At 72.3% G+C, this 25072-nt stretch carries 24 protein-coding genes; 5 read left to right on the top strand and 19 right to left on the bottom strand.

Going from position 1 to position 25072, the window contains the following annotated elements; genetic code table 11:
* Nucleotides 1-206: 206 nt before the first annotated feature.
* Complete coding sequence (locus IF37_RS0114845; RefSeq protein WP_173456820.1) at nt 207-1184, bottom strand: 2-hydroxyacid dehydrogenase; 978 nt, start codon at nt 1182-1184, stop codon at nt 207-209.
* 75 nt (nt 1185-1259) lie between these two features.
* Between IF37_RS0114845 and IF37_RS0114840 the strand changes: the two genes are divergently transcribed.
* Together IF37_RS0114840 and IF37_RS0114835 are read left to right on the top strand one after the other, a co-directional pair.
* Nucleotides 1260-2261, top strand: coding sequence for an aldo/keto reductase (locus IF37_RS0114840; protein ID WP_030741955.1), 1002 nt, complete (start codon nt 1260-1262; stop codon nt 2259-2261).
* A gap of 110 nt (nt 2262-2371) precedes the next feature.
* Complete coding sequence (locus IF37_RS0114835; RefSeq protein ID WP_052845189.1) at nt 2372-3526, top strand: sorbosone dehydrogenase family protein; 1155 nt, start codon at nt 2372-2374, stop codon at nt 3524-3526.
* A gap of 15 nt (nt 3527-3541) precedes the next feature.
* Here IF37_RS0114835 and IF37_RS40830 read toward each other — a convergent pair whose 3' ends face one another.
* The 14 genes from IF37_RS40830 to IF37_RS0114760 all read right to left on the bottom strand — a co-directional run bounded on the left by IF37_RS40830 (nt 3542) and on the right by IF37_RS0114760 (nt 17214).
* On the bottom strand, nt 3542-3853 hold the full coding sequence (locus IF37_RS40830) for a DUF6191 domain-containing protein (RefSeq protein WP_052845187.1): 312 nt from the start codon (nt 3851-3853) through the stop codon (nt 3542-3544).
* Between the two features lie 168 nt (nt 3854-4021).
* The gene (locus tag IF37_RS0114825) at nt 4022-4648 is read right to left on the bottom strand and encodes a hypothetical protein (RefSeq protein ID WP_030741949.1); all 627 of its coding nucleotides are present in this window, start codon (nt 4646-4648) and stop codon (nt 4022-4024) included.
* A 35-nt stretch (nt 4649-4683) separates the two neighbouring features.
* Nucleotides 4684-5259, bottom strand: a complete 576-nt coding sequence (locus IF37_RS0114820) for a GNAT family N-acetyltransferase (protein WP_030741945.1) — start codon at nt 5257-5259, stop codon at nt 4684-4686.
* Nucleotides 5260-5316: 57 nt separating this feature from the next.
* The gene (locus IF37_RS0114815) at nt 5317-5679 is read right to left on the bottom strand and encodes a hypothetical protein (protein WP_030741942.1); all 363 of its coding nucleotides are present in this window, start codon (nt 5677-5679) and stop codon (nt 5317-5319) included.
* A 165-nt stretch (nt 5680-5844) separates the two neighbouring features.
* Nucleotides 5845-7359 carry an Asp-tRNA(Asn)/Glu-tRNA(Gln) amidotransferase subunit GatB gene (gene gatB / locus IF37_RS0114810; RefSeq protein WP_030741940.1) on the bottom strand — a complete coding sequence of 505 codons (1515 nt, stop codon included), beginning with the start codon at nt 7357-7359 and terminating at the stop codon, nt 5845-5847.
* Nucleotides 7360-7375: 16 nt separating this feature from the next.
* Nucleotides 7376-7615 (bottom strand): hypothetical protein, encoded by a 240-nt coding sequence (locus tag IF37_RS0114805; protein ID WP_030741937.1) that lies wholly within the window; start codon nt 7613-7615, stop codon nt 7376-7378.
* Nucleotides 7612-9117 (bottom strand): Asp-tRNA(Asn)/Glu-tRNA(Gln) amidotransferase subunit GatA, encoded by a 1506-nt coding sequence (gene gatA / locus IF37_RS0114800; protein WP_173456818.1) that lies wholly within the window; start codon nt 9115-9117, stop codon nt 7612-7614. Before gatA ends, IF37_RS0114805 begins: the two co-directional genes overlap by 4 nt.
* Complete coding sequence (gene gatC / locus IF37_RS0114795) at nt 9114-9410, bottom strand: Asp-tRNA(Asn)/Glu-tRNA(Gln) amidotransferase subunit GatC (RefSeq protein ID WP_003973500.1); 297 nt, start codon at nt 9408-9410, stop codon at nt 9114-9116. Before gatC ends, gatA begins: the two co-directional genes overlap by 4 nt.
* 94 nt (nt 9411-9504) lie before the next feature.
* A complete protein-coding gene (locus IF37_RS0114790; protein WP_030741931.1) occupies nt 9505-9999 on the bottom strand; it encodes a cupin domain-containing protein in 495 nt (164 codons plus the stop codon).
* 132 nt (nt 10000-10131) lie between these two features.
* A complete protein-coding gene (locus IF37_RS0114785; protein ID WP_030741929.1) occupies nt 10132-12369 on the bottom strand; it encodes a bifunctional diguanylate cyclase/phosphodiesterase in 2238 nt (745 codons plus the stop codon).
* 259 nt (nt 12370-12628) lie between these two features.
* Nucleotides 12629-14824 carry an NAD-dependent DNA ligase LigA gene (ligA, locus tag IF37_RS0114775; RefSeq protein ID WP_030741926.1) on the bottom strand — a complete coding sequence of 732 codons (2196 nt, stop codon included), beginning with the start codon at nt 14822-14824 and terminating at the stop codon, nt 12629-12631.
* A 15-nt stretch (nt 14825-14839) separates the two neighbouring features.
* Nucleotides 14840-15847 carry a methionine synthase gene (locus IF37_RS0114770; RefSeq protein WP_030741924.1) on the bottom strand — a complete coding sequence of 336 codons (1008 nt, stop codon included), beginning with the start codon at nt 15845-15847 and terminating at the stop codon, nt 14840-14842.
* A gap of 121 nt (nt 15848-15968) precedes the next feature.
* A complete protein-coding gene (locus tag IF37_RS0114765; RefSeq protein ID WP_030741922.1) occupies nt 15969-16667 on the bottom strand; it encodes an SDR family oxidoreductase in 699 nt (232 codons plus the stop codon).
* A gap of 7 nt (nt 16668-16674) precedes the next feature.
* A complete protein-coding gene (locus IF37_RS0114760; RefSeq protein ID WP_030741920.1) occupies nt 16675-17214 on the bottom strand; it encodes a TIGR00730 family Rossman fold protein in 540 nt (179 codons plus the stop codon).
* Nucleotides 17215-17275: 61 nt separating this feature from the next.
* On the opposite strand from IF37_RS0114760, the gene IF37_RS0114755 reads away from it, so the two are divergent.
* Nucleotides 17276-17599 carry a DUF427 domain-containing protein gene (locus IF37_RS0114755; RefSeq protein ID WP_030741918.1) on the top strand — a complete coding sequence of 108 codons (324 nt, stop codon included), beginning with the start codon at nt 17276-17278 and terminating at the stop codon, nt 17597-17599.
* A 38-nt stretch (nt 17600-17637) separates the two neighbouring features.
* Nucleotides 17638-18420, top strand: coding sequence for an alpha/beta fold hydrolase (locus IF37_RS0114750; RefSeq protein WP_030741916.1), 783 nt, complete (start codon nt 17638-17640; stop codon nt 18418-18420).
* 428 nt (nt 18421-18848) lie between these two features.
* Here IF37_RS0114750 and IF37_RS0114745 read toward each other — a convergent pair whose 3' ends face one another.
* From IF37_RS0114745 to IF37_RS45760, 4 genes are all read right to left on the bottom strand, one after another.
* Nucleotides 18849-19601 (bottom strand): M48 family metallopeptidase, encoded by a 753-nt coding sequence (locus IF37_RS0114745; protein WP_030741914.1) that lies wholly within the window; start codon nt 19599-19601, stop codon nt 18849-18851.
* Nucleotides 19602-19662: 61 nt separating this feature from the next.
* Entirely contained in the window at nt 19663-23322 is a 3660-nt protein-coding gene (locus IF37_RS0114740; RefSeq protein ID WP_030741911.1) for a type I restriction endonuclease subunit R, read from the bottom strand.
* A gap of 105 nt (nt 23323-23427) precedes the next feature.
* Nucleotides 23428-23778, bottom strand: coding sequence for an ATP-binding protein (locus IF37_RS39375; protein ID WP_253915767.1), 351 nt, complete (start codon nt 23776-23778; stop codon nt 23428-23430).
* The gene (locus tag IF37_RS45760) at nt 23745-23948 is read right to left on the bottom strand and encodes a hypothetical protein (protein WP_253915766.1); all 204 of its coding nucleotides are present in this window, start codon (nt 23946-23948) and stop codon (nt 23745-23747) included. Before IF37_RS45760 ends, IF37_RS39375 begins: the two co-directional genes overlap by 34 nt.
* A gap of 270 nt (nt 23949-24218) precedes the next feature.
* On the opposite strand from IF37_RS45760, the gene IF37_RS0114730 reads away from it, so the two are divergent.
* Nucleotides 24219-25070 carry a helix-turn-helix transcriptional regulator gene (locus IF37_RS0114730; protein WP_030741909.1) on the top strand — a complete coding sequence of 284 codons (852 nt, stop codon included), beginning with the start codon at nt 24219-24221 and terminating at the stop codon, nt 25068-25070.
* The last annotated feature ends 2 nt before the right edge of the window (nt 25071-25072 follow it).

Raw genomic sequence — 25072 nt, 5'->3', positions numbered from 1 at the left:
GTCCATAGGCCGTGCATCGCCCGTCGCCCCCCTCACGAATCTGAAATGTCCATCCCCGGCGCCGATTGGTCAGCGGCGCAGCCCCTGTCGGGACGATACACCAGTATCGTCACTCAGGGACATAGCTTCTCTACGCTCCGTGACGATCACCGGTTATACGGGTACCCACCGCGCCCGAAAGGTTGCGGAGGGTGCCTGAACTGGGTTTACCGCCCGGTTGCTCCCGCCGTTCCGGATCCGGTGGTAAGGATCACGTTCCGCAGCGGCTCCCGGTTCACGTACCGGGTCAGCTGGTCCACGAGCAGACGCTTCGCCCGCGGCAGGAAGGCCGACGACGGCCCGCCGACGTGCGGGCTGATCAGTACGCCGGGGGCGTGCCACAGCGGGTGGCCCGGGGGCAGCGGCTCGGGGTCCGTCACGTCCAGGGCGGCGAGGAGCCGGCCCCGCTCCAGCTCGGCGAGGAGCGCCCCGGTGTCGACGACGGGCCCGCGCGCGACGTTGACCAGCAGCGCACCGTCCTTCATCCGGCCGAGGAAGCGCGCGTCGACCAGCCCCCGGGTCTCCTCGGTGAGGGGCGTGCAGAGGATCACGACGTCCGCGTCCGGAAGCAGAGAGAGCACATCGGCGATCGGGTGCACAAGCCCGCGCGCTGCGGTGCGCCGGGAGCGCGCAACGCGCGCCACCCGCGCGAGTTCGAACGGCGCGAGCCGGTCCTCGACGGCCTCGCCGATGGGCCCGTAGCCGACGATCAGGACGTTCCTGTCGGCGAGCGACGGGTGGAAACCGCCCTCCCAGCGCTCCTGTTGCTGGGCGCGCACGAACCCGGGGACACCGCGCAGCGCGGCGAGGGTCAGGGTGAGCGCCAGTTCCGCTGTGCTCGTCTCGTGCACCCCGCGCGCGTTGCACAGCCGGACGCCCGGCGGGAGGTCCGGCAGCCGGGCGGTGATGTCGTCGACGCCGGCGGTGAGCGTCTGCACGACCCGGACGCCGGTCAGGCTCGCCAACGGGGCCACCCGGACCGACAGCCGCTTCATGTACGGCACCACGTACACGGCGCACTGCGCCGGATCGCCGGGAAAGGGCTGGTCACCGTTGTCGCCCCCGTCCCAGAACAGATACCGGGGCCCCGCGGGCAGCCCTTCGATCTCCTTCGGCGGGATGGGAAGCCACACGTCTGAAGTCATGCCAGGAGGCTATGTCAAGGGCGTGTGCGCGCAGAGGTTAGGTTGGTGGCCGGGCAGAGGGAGGATCACGAACTGGTGGAGCGCAGGACGATCGGCGCGGGGGGACTCGCGGTGGGGGCCGTCGGACTCGGATGCATGCCGATGAGCTGGGCGTACAGCGGGTCGCGGCAGCGCGGCGACGAGTCGCTGAGAACCGTGCACCGGGCACTGGACCTCGGCTCCGACTTGCTGGACACCGCGGACATGTACGGCCCGTTCACCAACGAGCTGCTGCTGGGCCGGGCGCTCAGGCAGCGGCGCCGGGACGCCTTCGTGTCCACCAAGGTGGGGCTGCTGGTGGGCGAGCAGCACATCGTGGCCAACGGCCGCCCGGGCTATGTGCGGCGGGCCTGCGACGCCTCGCTGCGCCGGCTCCAGACGGACGTGATCGACCTGTACCAGCTGCACCGCCCCGACCCCGAGATACCCGTCGAGGAGACCTGGGGCGCGATGGCGGACCTGGTGCGGGCCGGGAAGGTGCGGGCGCTGGGGCTGTGCGCGGTGGGGGCGCGCGGCGGGCGCCGCTCGGGCGGCGGGCCGCACGACGGCACGCTGCGCCGGTTGCAGCGGGTGCAGCAGGTGTTCCCGGTGAGCGCGGTCCAGGCGGAACTGTCGGTGTGGTCCCCGGAGGCGCTGCGGGCGCTGCTGCCGTGGTGCGAGGCGCGCGGTGTGGGTTTCCTCGCGGCGATGCCGCTGGGCAACGGCTTCCTGACCGGCACCCTGAGACCGGGCGAGGGCTTCGAACCGGACGACGTACGCGCCCGGCACCCCCGGTTCACCGCCGAGATGATGGCGGCCAACCAGCCGATCGTCGTGGGCCTCAGACGCGTCGCCCGCCGGCACGGCGAGTGGGTCACCCCGGCCCAGGTGGCGCTCGCCTGGGTCCTGGCGCAGGGCCGGCACGTGATCGCGCTGCCGGGCACCAAGCGGGAGCGGTGGGCGGCCGAGAACGCGGCGGCGGCCGGGCTGCGGCTGACCGAACGGGACCTGGTGGAGTTGTCCCGGCTGCCGGCGGCGCTGGGGTCGTGGGACGACTGAGCCGGGGCAATCGGCCGCCGGGAACCGGGAACCGGGAACCCTGGACGGCCCCGGCGGTGTTCGAGAGGGAGAGAGCCCGCGGGGACCGCCGTCTGAGAAGGACCGTGATCGTGCGACGTCGAGCTGTACCGGCCGTGCTGGCCGCCGCCCTGCTGTCGGTGGCCGGCTGTTCCTCCGGTGACGGGACGCTGCCGGGCGCCGCGCCCACCGCCACCGCCGGCGCGCCGAGCGCCACCGCGTCCGCGCGGGACGCCGAATCCGCGCCCCCGGCCAAGGGCTCGGCGCGGGTGCTGCGCACGGTGGCCGAGGGCCTGCGGAGCCCGTGGGGCCTGGCCGCGCTGCCCGGCGGGGACCTGCTGGTCTCCTCCCGGGACGACGGGACGATCACCCGCGTCGACGAGGGGACGGGGAAGAAGACCGTGCTGGGCACGGTCTCCGGGGTCGCGCCGGACGGCGAGGGCGGCCTGCTGGGCCTCGCCCTCTCCCCCGACTACGCCTCGGACCACATGGTCTACGCCTACTTCACCTCGGCCTCGGACAACCGGATCGTCCGCGTCCTGTACGACGAGCGGAAGCCGGCCGGTGAGCAACTGGGCGCTCCCGACACGGTGTTCAAGGGCATCCCCAAGGGTGTCATCCACAACGGCGGCCGGATCGCGTTCGGTCCGGACGGCATGCTGTACGCGGGCACCGGTGAGAGCGGGCAGCGGGGTCTGGCGCAGGACCGCAAGTCGCTGGGCGGCAAGATCCTGCGTATGACCCCGGACGGCGAACCGGCGCCCGGCAACCCGTTCCCCGGCTCGGTCGTGTACTCCTACGGCCACCGGAACGTGCAGGGCCTCGCGTGGGACGACCGGCAGCGGCTGTTCGCCTCGGAGTTCGGGCAGGACACCTGGGACGAGCTGAACGCGATCCGGCCGGGCGGCGACTACGGCTGGCCCCGGGCGGAGGGCAAGGCGGCCGAGGCCGGTCTGCGCGATCCGGTCGCCCAGTGGCACACCGACGACGCCTCCCCCAGCGGCATCGCCTACGTGGACGGCGTGATCTGGATGGCGGGTCTGAAGGGCGAGCGCCTGTGGCGCGTCCCGCTGCGCGGCACGTCGGCCTCGGCCGCCCCGCAGGCGTTCCTCAGCCGTGAGTACGGCCGCCTGCGCACGGTGGCCCCGGCCGGTGCCGGCCGGATCTGGCTGGTCACGAGCAACACGGACGGCCGGGGCACGCCGAAGAAGGGGGACGACCGGGTGCTGGAGGTACGGGTGAGGTAGTCCCGGCCGCGCCCCTCACTCCTCGTCCGGCGCCTCCCGCACGCCCGTGTCCCGCTCGGTCTCGCCGCGCTCGGTCACGTCCCGCTCGGTCTCGTCCCGCTCGGTCACGTCCCGCTCGGTCTCGCCGCGCTCGGTCACGTCCCGCTCGGTCTCCTCGGCCGGCGAACGCCCGGACAGGCGGATCACCGCCGTGCCGGAGGCGAGGTCTATGGGACCGCGGCCCGGATCGTTGTCGCCGACGTCCTCACGGGTCAGTTCCAGCCGGTTCTGCTCGTCCCGGGTGTGCTTGCGGCCGGGCGCGAACAGTTCCTCGAAGGCGTTGAACACGGCTCCCCCTCACTGCCGGTTTCCTCCAGCGTAGGTCTCCGCCGGGAATTCCGGCAGCGAACGTCCCGGCCACGTGGGCGGGCTCCGCGCCGCGCGCACGCGTAAGGGGCCTCGGGGCGTCCGTGCGGTGCGCGCGGATTCCCCAAGGCCCCCGGGACCCCTGGGTGTTCAGCCGGTGGACGGCAGCGCGAGCAGCGCGTCGGAGTACTTCAGCACGGCCAGGAGCAGGCCGATGGCGCCGAGCGAGACGCCCGCCCAGGCGACCGACTTGATCCAGGCGGCCTGCGGGCGGCCGGGGACGCCGAACGCGGGCCGGACCAGCACGACCACGCCGGTGACGAGCGCGGCCAGCGCGAACAGGCCGGCCCACAGGGCGGTGGTGTGCCAGGCGTCGCCGTAGACCTCCTTGATCTGCGTGCCGACGCTCGCGCTGGTGGACGTCCGGAGCTGCCCGACGAGCTGCTCGCGGGCGGAGGCGACGGTGCCGATCCAGCCGCCGCTGAGCGAGACCAGGCCCAGCGCGGCGGAGACGACGGCACCGGCGCCCTGGCCGACTCCGGAGGGCGCCTTGCCGACGGCCCCTTCCGCCGCGTCGCCCGCCTCGTCGTCCTCGGCGTCCTCGGCGTCCCTGGGGTCCTCGGTGTCCCTGGGGTCCTCGGCCTCCTCGGCGGTCCGCTCCCGTAGGTCCCGCTCGCCGGCGTCGCCCGGGCCGGCCGTCGTCGTCTCGTCGTCCTTGCGCGCCTCGGGGCCGGCCTCGTTGCCGGCGCCGGCGCCTTCCGCTGTCTTCGTTGCCATGCCCGGCACCGTACGGACGCTGTCTGAGAGGTCCCTTAATGATCGTCCGGCGCGGCACGCGCGCGTGCCGCGCGCCACTCGGGCGCCAGCACCGCCCAGATCTCGGTGCTGGCGCGCACGCCCCGGTGCGGGTGGTTCTCACGGAGCACGCCCTCGCGGGTCATGCCGAGCCGCCGGGCCACGTTGACGCTCGGCTCGTTGGCCGGGGACACGTGCCACTCCACGCGGTGCATGCCGCGCTCCTCGAAGGCCCAGTCGAGCAGCACCCGCATGCCGCGCGTGACCAGTCCGCGCCCGGCCGCGCCCGGCTCCAGCCAGCAGCCGGCCTCGCAGACCCCGCTCGGGGTGTCCCAGACGCGGAACAGCAGCCCGCCGACGAGCCTGCCGTCCAGCCAGATCCCGTGCAGACCGCCGGCGTCGGCGCCCCGCTTGTCGGCGTACGACCTCAGCCAGGCACGGGCGCCCTCGTAATCGGGCACCACGTCCGGCAGTCCGACGTGCCGGCCGATGTACTCCCGGCCGCGGTCGATGTTGTCCAGCAGTTCCCCGGCGTGCCAGACCTCCAGGGGCCGCAGTTCGGCGCCGTCGTCACCGAGCGGGATCGCGTACATCGGCCGTTCCTCCTTCGTCGGTCCGTCCGCCGGACCGGACGGTACGGCACGGGTATGTCAGTCGAACTGGTCGCCGAGTGCCATGACCATCGCCCCGGCGACCAGCAGCCACAGGGCCCGGCGGGTACGGCCCCGGGCGCCGAGCACCCCGGCGAACGCGCACCCGGCGGCTCCCAGGGCGTAGGCGGCGGGCACGGCCGCCGGGGCGGAGCCGGTGGCCCGGAGCAGCGCGGCGGCCAGCCCGGCCAGGGCCAGCAGCGCGCCGGTGCCGGCCGCGGCCCAGCGGGCCCGCCGGGCGTCCCCGGCGAACTCCCCGCCGTCCTCGCCGCCTTCGCCGTCCCCGGCGCGTCCGGTGCCCGCGGTGTCCTCGGCGTCCTCGGCTATCGCCGGCTCGGTGTCGGTATCGGTGCGTCCGCTCATGGCGGGCGAGCGTACCGCCCGGGCCGGCGGAGGCGGTGCCACGGTGCCCCGCTGCGCGAGGAGACCGACGGGACGGAACCGCCGGACCGGCTCAAGGACCGTCCGGGGCGCACGCGTACGGCCCCGGAGGGCATGCCTTCCGGGGCCGTACGGCGCGCAGCGGGCTCAGCCCTCGCCGACGCCCAGCTTCTCCAGGATCAGCTCCTTGACGCGGGCCGCGTCGGCCTGGCCGCGGGTGGCCTTCATGACCGCGCCCACCAGGGCACCGGCCGCGGCCACCTTGCCGCCGCGGATCTTGTCCGCGATGGCCGGGTTGCCGGCGATGGCCTCCTCGACGGCGGCGGTCAGCGCGCCCTCGTCGGAGACGACCTTCAGACCGCGCTTGTCGACGACCTCGTCCGGGGTGCCCTCGCCCGCGAGGACGCCCTCGATGACCTGACGGGCCAGCTTGTCGTTCAGGTCACCCTTCACGACCAGCTCGGTGACCCGGGCCACCTGCTGGGGCGTGATCGCCAGCTCGTCCAGCGCGGTGCCGGACTCGTTGGCGCTGCGCGCCAGTTCGCCCATCCACCACTTGCGGGCGGAGGCCGCGTCGGCACCGGCGTCGATCGTGGCGACGATCAGGTCCAGCGCGCCGGCGTTGGTGATCGCCTGCATGTCGGTGGCGGAGATGCCCCACTCCGCCAGCAGCCGGGTACGGCGGGCCAGCGGCAGCTCGGGCAGGGCCGCGCGGATCTCCTCGACCCACTCGCGCGAGGGCGCGACGGGGACCAGGTCGGGCTCCGGGAAGTACCGGTAGTCCTCGGCCTCCTCCTTCACCCGGCCCGAGGTGGTGGACCCGGTGTCCTCGTGGAAGTGCCGGGTCTCCTGGATGATCGTGCCGCCGGAGGAGAGCACGGCCGCGTGCCGCTGGATCTCGAAGCGGGCCGCGCGCTCCACCGAGCGCAGGGAGTTGACGTTCTTCGTCTCGGAGCGCGTGCCGAACTTCTCGGTGCCGTTCGGGCGCAGCGAGAGGTTCACGTCGCAGCGCATCTGGCCCATCTCCATACGGGCCTCGGACACGCCGAGGGCCCGGATGAGCTCGCGCAGCTCGCGGACGTACGCCTTCGCCACCTCGGGGGCGCGCTCGCCGGCGCCGACGATGGGCTTGGTGACGATCTCGATCAGCGGGATGCCGGCGCGGTTGTAGTCCAGCAGGGAGTGGGACGCGCCGTGGATACGGCCGGTGGCGCCGCCGACGTGCGTCGACTTGCCGGTGTCCTCCTCCATGTGGGCGCGCTCGATCTCCACGCGGAAGGTCTCGCCGTCCTCCAGCTGCACGTCGAGGTAGCCGTTGAAGGCGATCGGCTCGTCGTACTGGGAGGTCTGGAAGTTCTTCGGCATGTCCGGATAGAAGTAGTTCTTCCGGGCGAAGCGGCACCACTCGGCGATCTCGCAGTTCAGCGCGAGACCGATCTTGATCGCGGACTCGACGCCGGTCGCGTTGACGACCGGGAGCGCGCCGGGCAGGCCGAGGCAGGTCGGACAGGTCTGCGAGTTGGGGTCGGCGCCGAGCGCGGTGGAGCAGCCGCAGAACATCTTGGTGGCGGTGCCGAGTTCGACATGGACCTCAAGGCCCATGACGGGGTCGTACGACGCCAGCGCGTCCTCGTACGACACCAGGTCGGTCGTGGTGGTCACGGTGAAAACTTCCCTCTCAGCCCAGCAGGACGTCGTCGTCGCCCAGCCGCTTCAGCTCGCGGTAGAGGATGGCGAGGCCGGTGACGATGCCGGCGGCGGTGACGACCGCGTCGACGAGCCGCAGCGTGTCGTTCTCGGCGCGGGCCTTCTTGATCTGCTTGGCGGCGCCGACCGCGCCGAACGCGGTGGCGGCCATGGACAGGTACGTACCGGACTTGGACTTCTTGAAGCCCTTGGCCTTGGACAGTGCGCTCACAGCGACGGTGCCTCCTCCAGCAGCGGGTGACCCCACTTTTCCACGAAGGCGGCCTCGACGGCGGCGCCCACCTTGTACAGCCGGTCGTCCGCCAGCGCCGGGGCGATGATCTGGAGACCCACCGGGAGGTTGTCCTCCGGGGCGAGGCCGCAGGGCAGGGACATGGCCGCGTTGCCCGCCAGGTTGGTCGGGATGGTGCACAGGTCCGCGAGGTACATCGCCATCGGGTCGTCGGCGCGCTCGCCGATCGGGAAGGCGGTGGTCGGGGTCGTCGGGGAGACGATCACGTCGACCTGCTCGAAGGCCTTCTCGAAGTCCCGCGTGATGAGCGTGCGGACCTTCTGGGCGGAGCCGTAGTACGCGTCGTAGTAGCCGCTCGACAGGGCGTACGTGCCGAGCATGACGCGCCGCTTCACCTCGGCGCCGAAGCCCGCCTCACGGGTGAGCGAGGTGACCTCCTCGGCCGAGTGGCTGCCGTCGTCCCCTGCGCGCAGGCCGTAGCGCAGGCCGTCGAAGCGGGCCAGGTTGGAGGAGCACTCGGACGGCGCGATCAGGTAGTACGCCGACAGGGCGAGGTCGAAGGACGGGCAGTCCAGCTCGACGATCTCGGCGCCCAGCTCCTTCAGCAGCTCGACCGACTCGTCGAAGCGCTGGAGGACACCGGCCTGGTAGCCCTCGCCGCGGAACTGCTTGACCACGCCGACGCGCATGCCGGCGACCGAGCCGTTGCGGGCGGCCTCGACCACCGGCGGGACCGGCGCGTCGATGGAGGTGGAGTCCAGCGGGTCGTGGCCGGCGATCACCTCGTGCAGCAGGGCCGCGTCCAGGACCGTACGGGCGCAGGGGCCGCCCTGGTCGAGGGAGGAGGAGAAGGCGACCATGCCGAAGCGCGACACCGCGCCGTACGTCGGCTTCACACCGACCGTGCCGGTGACGGCGGCCGGCTGGCGGATGGAGCCGCCGGTGTCGGTGCCGATGGCGAGCGGGGCCTCGTAGGAGGCGAGCGCGGCGGAGGAACCGCCGCCGGAGCCGCCGGGGATCCTGGTGAGGTCCCACGGGTTGCCGGTCGGGCCGTAGGCGCTGTTCTCGGTGGAGGACCCCATGGCGAACTCGTCCATGTTGGTCTTGCCGAGGATGACGACGTCGGCGGCCTTGAGCCGCTTGGTGAGCGTCGCGTCGTACGGCGGGATCCAGCCCTCCAGGATCTTCGAGCCGACGGTCGTGGGCACGCCCTCGGTGGTGAAGATGTCCTTGAGCGCGAGCGGGACGCCGGCCAGCGGGCCGAGCTTCTCGCCGCGGGCCCGCTTCTCGTCCACGGCACGGGCCTGGGCGAGGGCGCCCTCGCGGTCGACGTGCAGGAAGGCGTGGACCTTCTCGTCCACGGCCTCGATGCGGGCGAGGTGGGCCTCGGTGACCTCGACGGCCGTCAGCTCGCCGGAGGCGATCTTCTCGGCGATCCGCGCGGCCGTGAGCTTGATGATGTTGCTGTCCGTCATGGTCACTCCTCCCCCAGGATCTGCGGCACCTTGAAACGCTGCTGCTCCTGGGCCGGGGCGCCGGAGAGCGCCTGCTCGGGGGTGAGCGAGGGACGGACCTCGTCCGGCCGCATGACGTTGGTCAGCGGGAGCGGGTGCGAGGTCGGCGGTACGTCTTGGTCGGCGACCTCGCTGACGCGGGCGACCGCGCCGATGATGTCGTCCAGCTGACCCGCGAAGTGTTCGAGTTCTTCGGGCTTCAGCTCCAGACGCGCCAGCCGGGCGAGGTGGGCGACCTCCTCGCGCGTGATGCCAGGCATGCAGCGTTCCTCTGGGGTGAGTGTGTGTGGTTTGGGCTCAATCCTATGGGGCGGGGCCCGGTGCCCGTGAAACGGTTTGCCGCGACCCCCGTCCTCAGCGGTGCCGGCCGTCCCAGACCGGGCTCGGCAGGAAGTGGTTGTCGTACCGCTCCTGGACCTCCAGCAGGCTCTCCGGGGTGGCCTCGCCGAGGCGGACGCGCTGGAGGTGGCGGAAGTAGTCGAAGCGTTCGACGCCCGGGGCGATGACGACGAGCAGGTCGGCGGTGGAGCCGGGGACGGCGGCGAAGGCGTGCGGCCGGTCCGGCGGGACGATGACCAGGTCGCCGCGGCCGGCGGTGACGACGTCGTCCCCGGAGAGGATCTCGACCGCGCCGTCGAGCAGGTAGAACATCTCGGCCGAACGGTGGTGCACATGCGGGCGGGCGCCGTCGGCGCCCTCGGCGAGGGTGACCCGTACGGTGGACAGCGCGCCGCCGCCGGCGCTGCTGTCGGCCAGCAGTCTGACCCCGACCGGGGTCCCGCCGAGCAGCTCGGCCTCCGCGTCGCGGACGAGCACGGTGTCGTCGAACTCCGGGACGAACAGTGACATGGCGCGGGGCTCCCTGCCGTGGCGGTCGGCTATGGGACCACGCTACGGCCGCCCGCGCGTTCGGTCGGCGCTGACGCCCCTCGGGACAGGGCAAGGAATCCGATGGCGTCCCGGCCCGGGGACGCGGGCGGGCTATTCGGCGGGCAGCGCGGCGCGCGGCCGCTGCCAGCCGCGGGAGCCGCGCGCCAGCAGCCAGGCGGTCGTCTCGTCCGGCGGCATCGCCGCGGCCACCAGCCAGCCCTGTACGGCGTCGCAGCCCAGGTCGCGCAGCCGCTCCCAGGTCTCGTCGTCCTCGACGCCCTCGGCGACGACGAGGAGGCCCAGGGAGTGGGCGAGGTCGACGGTGCAGCGGACGATCTCGGCGTCCTCGGCGTCGACCGCCAGCCGGGCCACGAAGGAGCGGTCGATCTTCAGCTCGCTGACCGGCAGCCGCCGCAGGTGGACCAGGGAGGAGTACCCGGTGCCGAAGTCGTCGAGGGACATCTTGACGCCGTGGCCGGTGAGCCCGGCGAGGGTGTCGGCGGCCCGCTGCGGGTCCTCCAGCAGCACGTGCTCCGTGATCTCCAGCTGGAGCGCCTGGGCCGGGACGCCGTGCCGGGCGAGCCGGGCGGCGACGGAGCCGGCGAAGCCGGGCGTGTGCACGTCGCGCGGGGAGACGTTGACGGCGACCGGGACCCTGAGGCCCTGCGCCCGCCACTTGGCGACCTGGCCGAGCGCGGTGTCCAGCACGTACTCGGTGAGGTGGGGCATCAGCCCCGAGGACTCGGCTATGGCTATGAACTCGTCCGGCGGCACCTTGCCGCGCTCGGGGTGCACCCAGCGGACCAGCGCCTCCAGGCCGGCGACCTGTCCGTCGAAGCGGACCTTGGGCTGGTAGTGGAGGTGCACCTCGTGCGCGTCCAGCGCCCGGCGCAGGTCGCCCAGGAGGCCGAGGCGGTCCGGGGTGTTGGAGTCCCGCTTGGACTCGTAGACCTCGACGCCGGTGCGGTCCCGCTTCGCCTGGTACATCGCGACGTCGGCGCGGCGCAGCAGTCCCTCGGCGTCGAGGGCGTGGTCGGGGAAGACGGCGACGCCGGCGCTGGCCTCCAGGACGAGGGTCAGCCCGTCCAGGTCGAGCGGGGAGCTGAGGTCGGTGACGAGGCCGCGGGCGACGCGCGTGGCCGACGTGGTGGAGTCGGCGACGGGGAGTAAGACGGCGAACTCGTCGCCGCCGAGCCGGGCGGCCTCGGCGCCGCGCGGCAGGGCGAGCCGCAGCCGGTCGGCTATCTGGAGCAGCAGCCGGTCGCCGGCGAGGTGCCCGAGGGTGTCGTTCACCGACCGGAAGCGGTCGAGGTCGATCAGCATCAGCGCGGAGCGGGCGCCGATGCGCTCGGCGTCGTCCAGGGCGGTCCAGATCCGGTCCAGCAGCCACTGCCGGTTGGGCAGCCCGGTCAGCGGGTCGCGCAGCTGCTCCTCGGCGCGGGCGCGGGCCATCCAGAGCGTGGAGTCCAGGGCGATCAGCGGGATCGCGAAGAGCGGCAGCAGGACCGGCTGGGCTACGGCGACGACGCACAGCAGGGGCGCGATGCCGAGCAGTGCGACGGCGACCAGGCCCTGTCTGACCAGGGTGGTGCGGGCGACGGCGGGCATCCCGCCGTCGCGCGGGGCGTACAGGTACCACAGCAGGCCGCGGCTGACGGCCAGGTAGGCGACCGCGACCAGGACGACCTCGGGGACGGTGGCGACGGTCCAGCTCTCCGGCCGCCAGGGCTCCTCGACGCTGGGGACCCGGCCGAACGCGCCGAGCAGCAGGGCGCCGACGCCGATGCCGAGGATGTCCACCGCGCCGTGCTGCACGCCCTGCCGCCAGCGGTGCCGGCGGGCGACGCAGACCAGGACGACGACGGTGAGGCTGACCAGGCCGGCGGGCAGCCAGCCGTACAGCAGCAGGACGGCGAGGGTCAGGGCGGCGCCCGATCCGGTGCCGCCCCACCAGCGGGCCCGGCCCAGCATGACGAGGTGGCCGACGATGACGCCGGTGAGCAGGGCCAGCGCCCAGCCGACCGTGCCGCAGGGGAAGAGGGCGTGGTGGCCGGTGTAGGCGCGGTGGAAGCCGGCGCCCAGGGCGAGTGCCGCGGCGGCGACGACGGCCGCGGGCAGCGCCGGCCAGGCCGGGTGCCGCTCGGTGTCGGCGCCTGCCGGGCCGGGGGCGCCTTCGACGCCCGACGGCAGGACGGAAGCGGCTTCGACGGCGGCCGGTCCGGCGGGGCGTGTCCGCACGCCCGTACGCACCTCGGCCCACCCGGTCGTCCACCGGTGCCCGCGCCAGGCGCCCGCTCGGCGGCGCAGGCGCAGCCGTGAGTCCGGGGCGGCGCTCTCGGTCGGTTCCATTCCCGTCCCTCTCACAGCCGGCGGTGCCCACGCCACGCGGCCCGATGCCCGACAACCATCAGCAGCTCCGCGTCGAAGAGACCTTCCCCGGACCTGAGGAGGGCACGGAGGCGCCCCAGCCGCAGCTGGGCACGGCAGGCGCACACCTCAACAGTAGGCCGCGGAAGGCTTCCACGGGCAGCGGTCTCCGACGGTTGCCCGAATGCGCCCGGGCCACCCGTATGCAACTGATATGCGCCGAACGAGTGGCCTTCAACCGCTACTCCTCGGCCGAAAGCGCGACTTCGGCCGCCGCTTCGGGACCCTGCTCCAGAAGGACGGCGAAACCTTCCTCGTCCAGGACGGGAACCTTCGCCTGCACGGCCTTGTCGTACTTCGATCCGGGGTTGTCGCCCACGACGACGAACGAGGTCTTCTTCGAGACGGAACCGGTCACCTTCGCGCCCCGGCTCTGCAACGCCTCCTTGGCGCCGTCCCGGGTGAAGTTCTCCAGGGTGCCGGTGACCACGACGGTGAGCCCCTCCAGCGGACGCGGCCCCTCGTCCTCGCCGGACGCCTCGTCCTCCAGCGGGACGCCCGCGGCCTTCCACTTGCGGACGATCTCGCGGTGCCAGTCCTCGGCGAACCACTGCTTGAGCGCGGCGGCGATGATCGGGCCGACGCCGTCGGTGGCGGCCAGCTCCTCCTCGGTCGCCCGCTCGATGCGCTCCAGGGAGCGGAACTCGCGCGCCAGTGCCTGCGCGGCCACCGGGCCCACGTGCCGGATCGACAGCCCGTTCAGGAAGCGGGCGAGCGGGCGGGACTTGGCCGCCTCGATGTTGGCCAGCAGGGCGAGGGTGTTCTTCTTCGGCTCGCCCTTCTGGTTGGCGAAGACCGTGACGACCTTCTCCTCGCCGGTCTTGGGGTCCCGCTTGGGCAGACCGCTGTCCGGGTCGAGGACATGGGCCTTGATGGGCAGCAGCTTCTCCACCGTCAGGTCGAACAGGTCGCCCTCGTCCACCAGCGGCGGGTCGGCCGGTTCCAGCGGCTGGGTGAGCGCGGCGGCGACCACGTCGCCGAAGTGCTCGATGTCCAGGCACTGACGACCCGCCAGGTACGCGACGCGACCCCTCAACTGGGCCGGGCAGGTGCGGGCGTTGGGGCAGCGGAGGTCGATGTCGCCCTCCTTCATGGGCCGCAGCGCCGTACCGCACTCGGGGCACTCGGCCGGCATCACGAACGGCCGCTCGCTGCCGTCCCGCAGGTCGGCGACCGGGCCGAGGATCTCGGGAATGACGTCACCGGCCTTGCGGAGCACCACGGTGTCCCCGATGAGCACGCCCTTGGCCTTGACGACCTCCTGGTTGTGCAGGGTGGCGAACTCCACCTCGCTGCCCGCGACCTTGACCGGCTCGACCTGGGCGTACGGGGTGACGCGGCCGGTGCGTCCGACACCCACCTTGATGTCGACGAGCTTGGTGTTGACCTCTTCCGGCGCGTACTTGTAGGCGATGGCCCAGCGGGGAGCGCGCGCGGTGGAGCCGAGCCGGCCCTGGAGGCGCAGCTCGTCCAGCTTGATCACGGCACCGTCGATCTCGAACTCGACGGAGTGGCGGTTCTCGCCGTAGTACGCGATGAACTCCCGCACCCCGCCGAGGCCGTCGACCACGCGGTTGTGCCGGGAGGTGGGCAGGCCCCAGGTCTTCAGCAGGTCGTACGCCTGGGAGAGCCGGGTCAGGCCGGCGAAGCCCTCCAGGGCGCCGATGCCGTGGACGACCATGTGCAGCGGGCGGGTGGCGGTGACCCTCGGGTCCTTCTGGCGCAGCGAACCGGCGGCGGCGTTGCGGGGGTTGGCGAAGGGCTTGTCGCCGGCCGCGACCAGACGTTCGTTCAGCTTGAGGAACTTCTCCATCGGGAAGTACACCTCGCCGCGGATCTCCACCAGGTCCGGCACCTCGTCGCCCGCGAGGCGGTCCGGGATCTCCGCGATGGTGCGGACGTTCGGCGTGATGTCCTCGCCGCTGAGGCCGTCGCCGCGGGTGGCCGCCCGGATGAGGCGGCCCTTCTCGTAGGTGAGGTTGACGGCCAGGCCGTCCACCTTCAGCTCGCACAGGAAGTGGTACTCCTGCTCGCCGAGTTCCCGCGCGATCCGGTCGGCCCAGGCGGCCAGCGCGTCGTCGTTGAAGGTGTTGTCGAGCGAGAGCATCGGCTGGCGGTGCCCGACCTCGGTGAACTCCGTCGCGTAGGACCCGGCGACCTTCTGGGTGGGCGAGTCCGGGGTGCGCAGCTCCGGATACCGGTCCTCCAGCGCCTCCAGGGACTTCAGGAGCCGGTCGAACTCCGCGTCGCTGATGACGGGAGCGTCCTTCACGTAGTACCGGAAGCGGTGCTCCTCGACCTGCTCCGACAGCTGCGCGTGCTGGTCGCGGGCCTCGGCGGGCACCGCCGTCGTCTCCGCCTGCTTGTCGCCGGCCACCGTGTTGTCCTCCCGTTACTCTGGGTTGTCCGCGAGGGATCTCGCCGCCCGGACGCAGTGGGCGAGCGCCTGGCGTGCCCAGGCGGGCGAGGCGCCCGCCAGACCGCACGCCGGGGTCACCGTGACCGCCTCCGCGAGCAACCCCGGATGCAGCCCCAGCCTGCGCCACAACGTCCTGACACCCATGACGCTACCGGCAGGGTCCGACAACGGGCCGTCCGTGCCCGGCACGACACCGGTGAACAGCCGCAGGCCGCCCTCGACGGCCTCGCCGATCGCCTCGTCGTCACGCTCGGTGAGAAGCGAGAAGTCGAAGGAGACGGCCGCCGCGCCGGCCCGCCGCAGCAGCGCGAACGGCACGTCCGGGGCGCAGGAGTGCACGACCACGGGCCCGCCGTCGTTCACCCCGACGACGTCCCGCAGCGTCGCCTCCACCAGCTGCCGGTCCACGGAGCGGTGGGTGCGGTAGCCGCTCGCCGTACGGACCTGGCCGCGCAGGACCGCGGTGAGGGAGGGCTCGTCGAGCTGGAGGACGGTGCGGGCGCCCGGGACCCGGCGGCGCACCTCGGCGAGGTGCAGCCGCAGCCCCTCGGCGAGCGAGCCGGCGAGGTCCCGGCAGGCGCCGGGGTCCGCCAGGGCGGCCTCGCCGTTCCTCAGCTCCAGGGCGGCGGCCAGCGTCCACGGCCCGACGGCCTGCACCTTGAGGTCGCCCTCGTAGCCCTGGGTGAACTCCTCCAGGGCGTCCAGGTCCTCGCCGAGCCAGGACCGGGCCCGCTTGGTGTCCCGGCCCGGCCGGTCGCCGAGCCGCCAGCCGCTGGGCTCCACGCGCGCGTACAGCTCGACCAGCATCCCCGCGGTACGGCCGATCATGTCGGCGCCGGGCCCGCGCGCGGGCAGTTCCGCGAGGAAGGGGAAGTCCTCGAAGGTGCCGGTGACGGTCTTGGCGGCCTCCCGCGCGTCACCGCCGGGCAGGGAACCGACACCGGTGGCTCCCGGGAACCTGAACTGGCTTTTTTCGCTCACCCCGGCAGGGTACGTAACACCGGCCGCCCGGTTCACGGCCGGTCGGCCCCGGACCGGCGCCGGAGGGTGTGCGGCCGGGCCGCCGCCGGCCGGGCGCGGGGTGTGCGGCCGGCCCTCCCGGTCACCGCCCGGGACGCACCGTCAGGTCGTTGATCTCCGCGTCCGCCGGCAGGTCCAGGGCCGTCAGGATCGTCGTGGCGACCGACTCCGGGTCGATCCACTTCGACGCGTCGTAGTCCTTGCCCTCCTGCTGGTGCACCTTGGCCTGCATGGGGCTGGCGGTGCGGCCGGGGTAGACCGAGGTGACCCGGACGCCCGCCGCGTGCTCCTCCTGGCGCAGGGCGTCGGCGAGGGCCTTCAGCCCGTGCTTGGAGGCGGCGTACGCGGACCAGCCGGCGTGGGCGTTGAGGCCGGAGCCGGAGTTGACGAAGACCACGTGGCCGCGGGCGGCGCGGAGCTGGGGCAGGAAGTGCCGGGTCAGCTCGGCCGGGGCGATCAGGTTGACGTTGAGCTGGTGGTGCCAGGACTTCGGGGTCAGGTCGCCGACGTCACCGAGGTCGACCACCCCGGCGACGTGCAGCAGCGAGTCCACCCGGTCCGGCAGCGTCTGGTGGGAGAACGCCCAGGACAGCCTGTCCGGGTCCGCGAGGTCGCCGACCAGTGTGCGGGCGCCGGGGAACCGGGCCGCCAGTTCCCTGGCGCGGCCCGCGTCGCGCGCGTGCAGTACGAGGTCGTCCCCGCGCGCGTGCAGCCGGCGGGCCACGGCCGCGCCGATACCCGATCCGGCACCGGTGATCACATGAGTTGCCATGTCCGCCATGCTCGCATCAGCGGCGGCCGAGCCGCTCCTCCAGGTGGGCCAGCGCCCCGGCCGGCTCGTCGGCGAAGAAGACCAGCTCCGCCAGCGGACGCGGCAGGAAGCCCTCCGCCTCCATCCGGCGGAACTGCTGCTCCAGGCCGTCGTAGAAGCCCGCCGTGTTCAGCAGTACCACCGGCTTGTCGGTGCGGCCGTGCTTCTTCAGTTCCAGGATCTCGGTGGCCTCGTCCAGCGTGCCGGTGCCGCCCACCATGATCACCACGGCGTCGGCCTTCTCCAGCAGCAGCCTCTTCCGCTCGGCGAGGTCCGCCGCGATGATCATCTCGTCGGCACCGGGCCGCGCCTTGTTCGCCAGGAACTCCACGGAGACCCCCACGAGCCTGCCGCCCGTCTCGTGCGCGCCGTCGGCGACCACTTTCATCAGACCGCTGTCGGAGCCGCCCCAGACCAGGGTGTGACCGCCCTTGCCGAGCAGTTCCGCGAACTCGCGCGCGGGGCGCGTGTAACGCTCGTCGAGGTCGGCGGCGGAGAGGAAGACGCAGATGTTCATGGCTTCCACCGTACGGTGCCCGCGCCGGGAAGAAGCGCGGCCCGTGCGGCGCTGACCGGATATGAGCGAAGGACACACGATCACGATCCACCACAGCGGGCGGCACGTGCGCGTGGAGCGCGACGGCCGGGTGCTCGCGGAGACCGACCGACCCCTGGAGCTGCGCGAGACGGGCTGTCCGGTGCGGTACTACATCCCCGCCGAGGACGTCCGCCTCGACCTGCTGACGCCGTCCGCGACGCACACCGTCTGCCCCTTCAAGGGCACGGCGTCCTACTGGTCGCTGCCGGACGCCCCCGACCTCGTCTGGGCGTATCCCGACCCCGAGCCCGCCGTGGCGGAGATCCGGGACCACTACTGCTTCTACGACGCCGACGTGTCGTGACCCGGTGAGCCCCGTGCCGTGCGGCAGTCTGCACGGCCATGGACAAGAAGACGACTTCCCGCGACGGCACCTCCCTCGCGTACTCGGTGACCGGCCGGGGCCCCACGGTGATCCTGGTGAGCGGCGCGATGTCCACCGGCGGCACCATGGCGCCCCTGGCCGAACGCCTCGCGGACCAGTGCACGGCCGTCGTCTACGACCGCCGGGGCCGCGGCGGGAGCGGCGACACGGCGCCGTACGCCGTCGACCGCGAGGTGGAGGACCTGGCCGCGCTGATCGACGCGGTCGGCGGCGAGGCGGCGCTGTTCGGGGTCTCCTCGGGCGGCGCGCTGGTGCTGCGTGCGGCGGCGGCCGGGCTGCCGGTGGGCCGGGCGGCGGTGTACGAGGTGCCGTACGCCGACCACCTGGCGGACGGTGCCGCACGGGAGGCCGCCTACAAGGAGCGGCTGGGCCGGGCGCTCGGGGAGGGCCGGCGCGGGGACGCGGTGGAGCTGTTCCTGCGGCTGACGGGCCTCGCCGAGGAGATGATCGAGCGGGCCCGCCAGTCCCCGATGTGGGCGGGCATGGAGGCGGTCGCGCCGAGCCTCGCCCACGACGACACGGTCATGGGCGACGGCCTGCTCCCCCGGGACCGGCTCGCCGCGATCGGTGTGCCCGTGCTGGCGGTCGCGGGCGGGGCGAGCCCGGAGTGGATGCGCGCGGCGGCCCGGGAGATCGCGGACACCGTGCCCCGGGGCGCGTACCGGGTCCTGGAGGGGCAGACCCACATGGTGGAGCCGGATGTGCTGGCCCCGGTCCTCGCGGACTTCTTCACCGGCTGACCGGTCTCGGTGACGTAGGGACGGGCCCGGCCCGCCGGGGCGGTGCCAGGCATGTCCTCGTCCTCAGTGGCCACTGCCCGGACCCATCCCCCGGGGGTGGATCCGGACAGCGACAGGGTGTCCCCCGGTCTCGCTCCCCTCCTGTCGAGTCCGGGACCCTGCGTGGGGGGGTGTCTCTGTGTCCTTCGCCGAGGGCATGGTGTCGTGTTCGGTGCTGTTCGGGTTGGTCATGCGGCGAGGGTGATGGCGGAGGTTCTAAATTCGTAGAAGTTGCCGTCTCGTAGCACGGCGAACCAAACGCTCCCGGCATCGAGTGTCAGGACCTGGTGAAGAGAGTGAGCCTCCAGCAGGGTGCTGATCTGTCATCCTCATTTACGATCATTCGCTCGCCACTTCCTGTGCAGACCGCATCGAAGCCCGAGCGCCAGCTAGTGCCTTGGCGAGGAGACAGCTCCGCGCCACAGTCGCGGCTCTTCCTGCGCGAACCGCCGTTCGCGCACGTCGGCGTCGGGTAGGGCGAGCCGGACGGCCCCTCGGAAAGCCGCTCCGTGTCCGGGGTGCTTGAGGTGGCAGAGTTCATGGATCAGGACGAGGTCCACCAGGGCGACCGGGAGCTGTATCACAGCCCAGTGCACGGTGATCGCGCCCTCAGGGGAACAGACACCCCAGCGACGGCCGAGGTCCCGCACCTCGATGCCGGCCGGGTCACGCACTCCGGCCAGTGAGGCCAGCGGCGGCAGCCGGGCGGCGAGCCAGCGCTCCCCGCGGCTGCTGTACCACTCCACAAGGGGTCCCGCATCAGCGGCGGCCGACCGCGATCGGGGCAGCTCCAGCCATCCCTGTCGCAGTCGTGCGTGACTGCCGGCGTCGTCGGCAGTGAGCTTGAGCCGGTATCGGCGGCCCAGGTAGGCGAAGCCTTCGCCGCCGATCAGGTCCTTGACCGGTTCGGCCGCCCGCAGGTCCTGACGGCGGCGGACCTCGGCGGCGAGACGCGGCATGCGGCCACGCACCGCGTCAGCAATCTCCTTGGGATCCGCGTCTGCGGGAATCGCGAAGAGCACACGGCCGTCCTCGGCGATTTCGATGCCGAGTGTGCGGCGCCGGGGCCGCACGACGACATCCCACCGCCATCCCCGGGGCACGGGGAGATCAGCGATGGCCTGTTCGACGACGGTGCTCACCCGTTCTTCCTACCATCCGGGCACGACATCACTCTGCCTCGCGCCATCGGCGGTCACCGATTCAGGTGCCACCGCCGTCCGCCTCGTCGCGCGGCTGGTAACCGAGGAAGTACTCGTGCCTCTCCACGGCCAGCTCTGTCAGATGGCTCGCGAGGTCGCCGATGTCGTCCCAGTCCATGGCGAGCCAGGTCTCCAGGTGCTCACAGAGTTCACTGCGCATGCGGTTGCGGGCGGCGATCTGCGTGTGTATCTGCGGCCGCCGGACGAGCACCGACATCTCCATGGTGAGGCCGCGGGCCGCCCGGATCAGATCGGTTTCCGGCGGCCATGGTTCGCGCACGGCGCCTTCGGCGTGCTGCTGGAGCAGTCCGAGGACCAGTCGTTCGGTCCGGGAGTCGAGGCCGTCGTCGTTCTCCGGCTCCCGCTCCGCCGCGGCCACGTCCCCGACCAGACGCGCCAGGTCGGCCGCGGCCTGCTCGAAGTCGTCCTCCATCCGCGCGATGATCTCTTCGAGCCGGAGACTGAACCGCTGGTAGCCCGCCCGGTCGCCGCCGATTTTCGCGGTGATGCGTAGCTTCAGCGAGCCCGTCATGTACGAGCATCGCGTCCGGGGGTCGGTATTCGCGTCGACCCGTGCCATGAACTCCGGGTCGGTGAGTTCGACGGGTGGGATCCGCTGTCGGATCCCAGTGGTCTCGATGTGCTGCGAGATGAGCCGGCGCACCTTGGCCCCGTAGCGGCGCGGGCTGAACTGTTCGCGGCCGTCGAGGTAGCGGCGTCTGGCCATGTACTGCAGTGTGCCCAGCTGGCCGGCCAGCTCCCGGTACTTCAGGGCCTCCGGGTCCGGCAGGACCGCGTTGAGCGCGGTCAGGAAGTCGCGGACGCGTTCGTCGAACTCGCCGCGCCGCAGCGGGTCGTCGAGGCGCCGGCCGAGGAAGTCCTCCCACTGGGACTCGTCGCCGGGGTCGGTGACCTTCTGCCCGGCCAGGAAGCGGGTGACCTTCGCCCCGAGGTCTTCCAGGAGGGCCTTGGCGGCGGCGTCGGACCGCAGCAGCAGGCCGTCCCGGTCCGGGCCGCGGCCGTCGGGCTGCGGTCCCTCGTAGTCCGGCTGGAGGTGATCCACGGATACGTTCCGGTAGCCGAGGACGTGCCGCAGGTGCTCCTGGTCGTAGGAGGCGAGCGAGCGGGCCAGTTCGGGACCGATGCCGACGTAGTCGACGACCCGGCCCCACTCCTTGGCCGGGTAGGGCCGGTTGGTGCGGGCCACGGCCTGCAGCAGTCCCGCGCCGGACAGCTTGCAGTCCAGGTAGAGGACCTGCTCGACGGGTGCGTCGAAGCCGGTGAGCAGCATCGACTGGACCACCAGGAAGGCCATGGTCTCCGGTGACGCGCCGCCCTCCGTGTCCGGCGGCGCGGGCGGTCCGCCGTCGGCGGGCAGGTCGAGATCGACGTTCCACACCTGACCACCGCTCGCCGGGGTGCCTACGCCGGACGGCTGCAGCCCGTGCGTCCTGACGTTCCACGCCGGGTCGGCCGTGATGTCGCGTGGAGGCAGCCCCTTCTTGAAGCGTTCGATGTGCGCGTCCTGATGGCTCTTGGTGATCCACGGCCGCCAAGCCTCCGGATCGCTGCTGCCCTGCCTGGCCGAGGAGATGACCACGGCCGCGTCGAGCGTGCGCAGTACCTCGCGGTCCGGCAGGAGCATGAGGAGCGCCCGCTCCTCGTCGTCGGCTTCGAGCGCGGCCATGGGGTCGGCGATCAGGGCCGGGTCGAGCGCGTCGAGACGGGCGACGAGCCGGTCGCGGGCGGCGAGCAGCGCGGTGTGGTAGCGGACGGCGGCGAGCCGGGAGACGGTGGCGATCTGCGCCCCGAAGCGGTCGGGCAACGCGGTGCGGGCCCAGTGGTCGAGCATGTGCTCGGCCTTGGCCTCGATCACCGAAGGGGCTTCCAGGATCTCCTTGCGGCGGCCGAACGCGCGCAGCACCTTGGCCCGCAGCTTCGGATCGGTCGGCACCTTCTCGTCGAACCGGGCGTCGAGGGCGGCCTGTTCGATGACTTCGAGCGGTACGGCGTACGCCTCGTAGCGGACGGGCACGACGGACCGGTCGAGTTCGGCGTCGCGCAGGGTGTACGTGTCCGCGTACGAGCCGAAGATCTCCTCGCTGCGTTTGCGGTTGGTGCTGATCACCGGGGTGCCGGTGAAGCCGACGAAGGCGGCGCGCGGGAGCATGGCCCGCCAGCGGGCGTGCTGCCACTTGTCGTGGCCCCGGTGGGCCTCGTCGACGAGGACGACGACATGGTGGTGGGGATTGGCGACCCGGTTCTGTACGTATCCCTCGTCCTCGCCACCGTCCTCGTCATCGTCGTCGTCGGGGACGGTGTCGGGCAGTGACTCCTCCCGGCCGTCGTACGCGGTGTCGTCGCGCTGCGCCTTCTGCAGGGTGACGAGGACGACGTCCCCGACGTCCACCTCCAGGTACTTCCTGGCCCGCTTGACGCTCGGGGCGCGGTGCACCTTCTCCTCGGTGGCGGCGAGGCTCGTCCGGATCTGCTTCTCCAGGTCGAGGCGGTCGGTGACCACGACCACCTTGTGCGACTTCAGAGCGGGACGGCTGCGCAGGTGCCGGACCAGGAACGCCATGGTCAGGCTCTTGCCGGAGCCCTGGGTGTGCCAGACGACACCGCCCCGGTGGCTGACGGCCACACCGGCCGCCGCCTTCCGGTCCCGCTCCTCCAGCTTCCGCGTGAGTGCCTTCACCGCCTTGAACTGCTGGTGGCGGCCGACCAGTTTGACCGTACGGTGACCGCTGCCGAGCCGGGTGGTGAAGTCCCGTACCAGGTCGAGGAGATGGGCAGGGCGCAGCATCCCGGCGACCAGGATCTCCTGGTCGGTGAGGGCTGCCGACGCGGGCTTGTGCACCTCCTCGCGTACGCGGTCCTCGCTCACGGGCGCGACCGTGCGCCAGGGGGCGAAGTGCCGGGGTTCGGCGGTGACCGTGCCGGTCTCGGCGTGGTCGCGGTCGGTGGCGACCAGGACCTGCGCGAAGCGGACGAATTCCGGCACGGCGGCCGGGGAGTTGACGCCCGCGTACCGAAGGACCTGGTCGACGGCGTGGTCCAGGGCGGCCCGCACGTCTCCCTGAGGGCCGGACACCACGGGCGCCTTGCACTCGATCACCACCCAGGGCAGCCCGTTGACGAACAGCACGAGGTCGGGCGTGACGGGAGCGGCGTCCTTGCGCTCGATGCGGAACTGGGAGACGACGAGCAGGTCGTTGCCGCCGCCGGGAGTGTCCGGCCGCTCCCCGAACTCGCCGTCCCAGTCGACGAGCCGTACGTGCTCGGGGTCGCCCTTCGTCCAGCCCGGCAGGGTGCGGGCGTTGAGGCCCTTGCGCAGGAGGTCGGTCACCTCCAGGTTCCCGGCGACACCGCGTTCCTTCGGGCCCTGCCCCGGCGCGGTCCCCTGGACCAGGGCGAGGAGGTGGTCGAGCTGTGCGTCGCTCAGCCAGGGTTTCCCGTCCGACGGCCTCGGGTTGATCCTGGCCACGGCGGCCTTGAAGCGGTCCGCGTACACGACGGTCTCGAAGCTCGTACGGTCCGAGGCGCCCGGCGCGGTGGCGGGTCCGGCGGTCGGGCCGCCCCGGAGATGGGTCCAGCCCATCGCCGTCAGCTGCTCGATCAGCGGCCGCTCGGTCCTGACGTACTCCGGCTGCTCCGCCACGCGCCTGCCCTCCCCGGCCACCGGCCTCGATACCTGCCCTCCGGTACAGGACAGGTGATCGAAACTCTATCGGCGGCCGGGGAGCGTGGGCGAGGTGCGCGCGGATCAGGCCGCGAGCACGGGTGAGGGTGGCTGGAAACCATCCCCGAGAGCGAGTTCGAACCAGATGGTCTTGCCGCCCCGCCCGCCGTTCGGCCCGTCGACGGACCCGCAGCCGCCCCACCGGTCGGCGAGACCCTCGATGATCGGCAGCCCGCGTCCGGAGGGAGCGGTGGGATCGGGCATCGCCGCGCCCGGCGCGAACGGAGGCAGATCCGGACTCGCGTCCCACACGCTCACGCGCAGCGCGGGGCACAGCCACTGCATCCGGACGATGACCGGGCCCTTGGTATGCCGCACGGAGTTGGTGGCGAGTTCGCAGGTCAACAGCTCGGCTCGGTCGGCGAGTTCAACGATGCCATGTGCGTGGAGTACGGCGCGGAGGGTGCCCCGGACGATCCGGGGGCCGCGTGGATCGCAGGGGAGGTGAGTTCGTACACCCAGGGGGCGGTGAAGAGGAGGGGGGCGGGGTGGTCGCCGTAGTTGGCGTCGTGACTGAGGGGGTGGGTCGGTTCGTTGCTGCTCACGAGGGTGTACCTCCGTGGTGCGGAACGGGTTCTTTGGGGCGCCTGTTTGCGAACTGCCGGCCGGCGGTGGCAGTGCCGGGATCCTGCCTTCCGGAGGGCAGGGGGCCGGTGCGCTTCCGCGGGCGGCGGGAACTTGAGTGACGCGCTACACAATGTAGAGCGATCCACTTAACCCGTGCCATGCTTTGAACTGGAACGAGTGAATAATTGGATTCGGTTGGACCCGCCCCACCAGCGTCGGCACACTGTGCGCGAGCAAGGAGGCTGCAAATGGCACCGAAGCACCAGCCCACGATCCGTCAGCGTCGACTGGGCGCCGAGCTGCGTCGGCTCAGAGAGTCCGCAGGCATGTCCGCTCCCAGGGCAGCCGAGTTGCTGGGCACCGACCGCACCAACATCTCCAACATCGAGGCCGGTCGGTACGGCATCAGTGAGGATCGTCTGCGTCGTCTCCTGAGCATCTACGAGTGCGACGACGAGGAACTCATCGATGCCCTGGCATCCATGACCGGCGGCCGACGGAACGGCTGGTGGGAGGAGTACCGGGGCAAGATCCCGCCCGATTTCCTCGACACATCGGAACTGGAGCACTACGCCACGAGCCTGCGCTCAGTCCAGACAGCCCATCTTCCCGGCATCTTCCAGACCGAAGACCACGCGCGCGCCCTCTTCGACATGTTCATCCCGGCCCTGCCCCGCCTTGAGGTGGAACTCCGCATCGCTCATCGGCTGGCGCGGCATGCACGGATCGCAGACGAGCCCGGCATCCCCTACGTCGGACTCATCCACGAATCCGCGCTGCGTATGCAGGTGGGCGGGCGCAAGGTGGCCAAAGCCCAGCTCACTCGCCTCCTGGAAGAAGGCGAGCGTGACAACGTCACACTCCGGGTCATCCCGTTCTCGGCGGGCGGCTTCCCTATGGCCGGCGACTCCGTGATGTACGCGGTAGGCCCCAGCCCTCACCTGGACACCGTCCTGGTCGACTCCCCGCTCGGCGCCGCTTTCTTCCACTCCTCCACTCAACTCGCCAACTTCCGTCGGCGACTGGACGCGATCGAACAGGTGGCGTTGAATCCGGAGCAGTCATCAGATGCCATCGTCAAAATCGCCAACGACCTGTAAGA

It is taken from the genome of Streptomyces sp. NRRL S-31 (assembly GCF_000718775.1).
Taxonomy (GTDB): domain Bacteria; phylum Actinomycetota; class Actinomycetes; order Streptomycetales; family Streptomycetaceae; genus Streptomyces.
The sequence above is the reverse complement of the archived record's forward strand: the minus strand, read 5'-3'. Positions and strand labels throughout refer to the sequence as shown.

What these genes read in the sequence shown, in the direction of transcription:
- gatC (WP_003973500.1), bottom strand. Translation starts at nt 9,410, where the DNA reads ATGCCTGGCATCACGCGCGAGGAGGTCGCCCACCTCGCCCGGCTGGCG.
- IF37_RS0114730 (WP_030741909.1), top strand. Translation starts at nt 24,219, where the DNA reads ATGGCACCGAAGCACCAGCCCACGATCCGTCAGCGTCGACTGGGCGCC.
- IF37_RS0114820 (WP_030741945.1), bottom strand. Translation starts at nt 5,259, where the DNA reads ATGTACGCGATCCCGCTCGGTGACGACGGCGCCGAACTGCGGCCCCTG.
- IF37_RS0114845 (WP_173456820.1), bottom strand. Translation starts at nt 1,184, where the DNA reads ATGACTTCAGACGTGTGGCTTCCCATCCCGCCGAAGGAGATCGAAGGG.
- IF37_RS0114750 (WP_030741916.1), top strand. Translation starts at nt 17,638, where the DNA reads ATGGACAAGAAGACGACTTCCCGCGACGGCACCTCCCTCGCGTACTCG.
- IF37_RS0114825 (WP_030741949.1), bottom strand. Translation starts at nt 4,648, where the DNA reads ATGGCAACGAAGACAGCGGAAGGCGCCGGCGCCGGCAACGAGGCCGGC.
- IF37_RS0114815 (WP_030741942.1), bottom strand. Translation starts at nt 5,679, where the DNA reads ATGAGCGGACGCACCGATACCGACACCGAGCCGGCGATAGCCGAGGAC.
- IF37_RS0114785 (WP_030741929.1), bottom strand. Translation starts at nt 12,369, where the DNA reads ATGGAACCGACCGAGAGCGCCGCCCCGGACTCACGGCTGCGCCTGCGC.
- IF37_RS0114790 (WP_030741931.1), bottom strand. Translation starts at nt 9,999, where the DNA reads ATGTCACTGTTCGTCCCGGAGTTCGACGACACCGTGCTCGTCCGCGAC.
- IF37_RS0114765 (WP_030741922.1), bottom strand. Translation starts at nt 16,667, where the DNA reads ATGGCGGACATGGCAACTCATGTGATCACCGGTGCCGGATCGGGTATC.
- IF37_RS0114755 (WP_030741918.1), top strand. Translation starts at nt 17,276, where the DNA reads ATGAGCGAAGGACACACGATCACGATCCACCACAGCGGGCGGCACGTG.
- IF37_RS0114760 (WP_030741920.1), bottom strand. Translation starts at nt 17,214, where the DNA reads ATGAACATCTGCGTCTTCCTCTCCGCCGCCGACCTCGACGAGCGTTAC.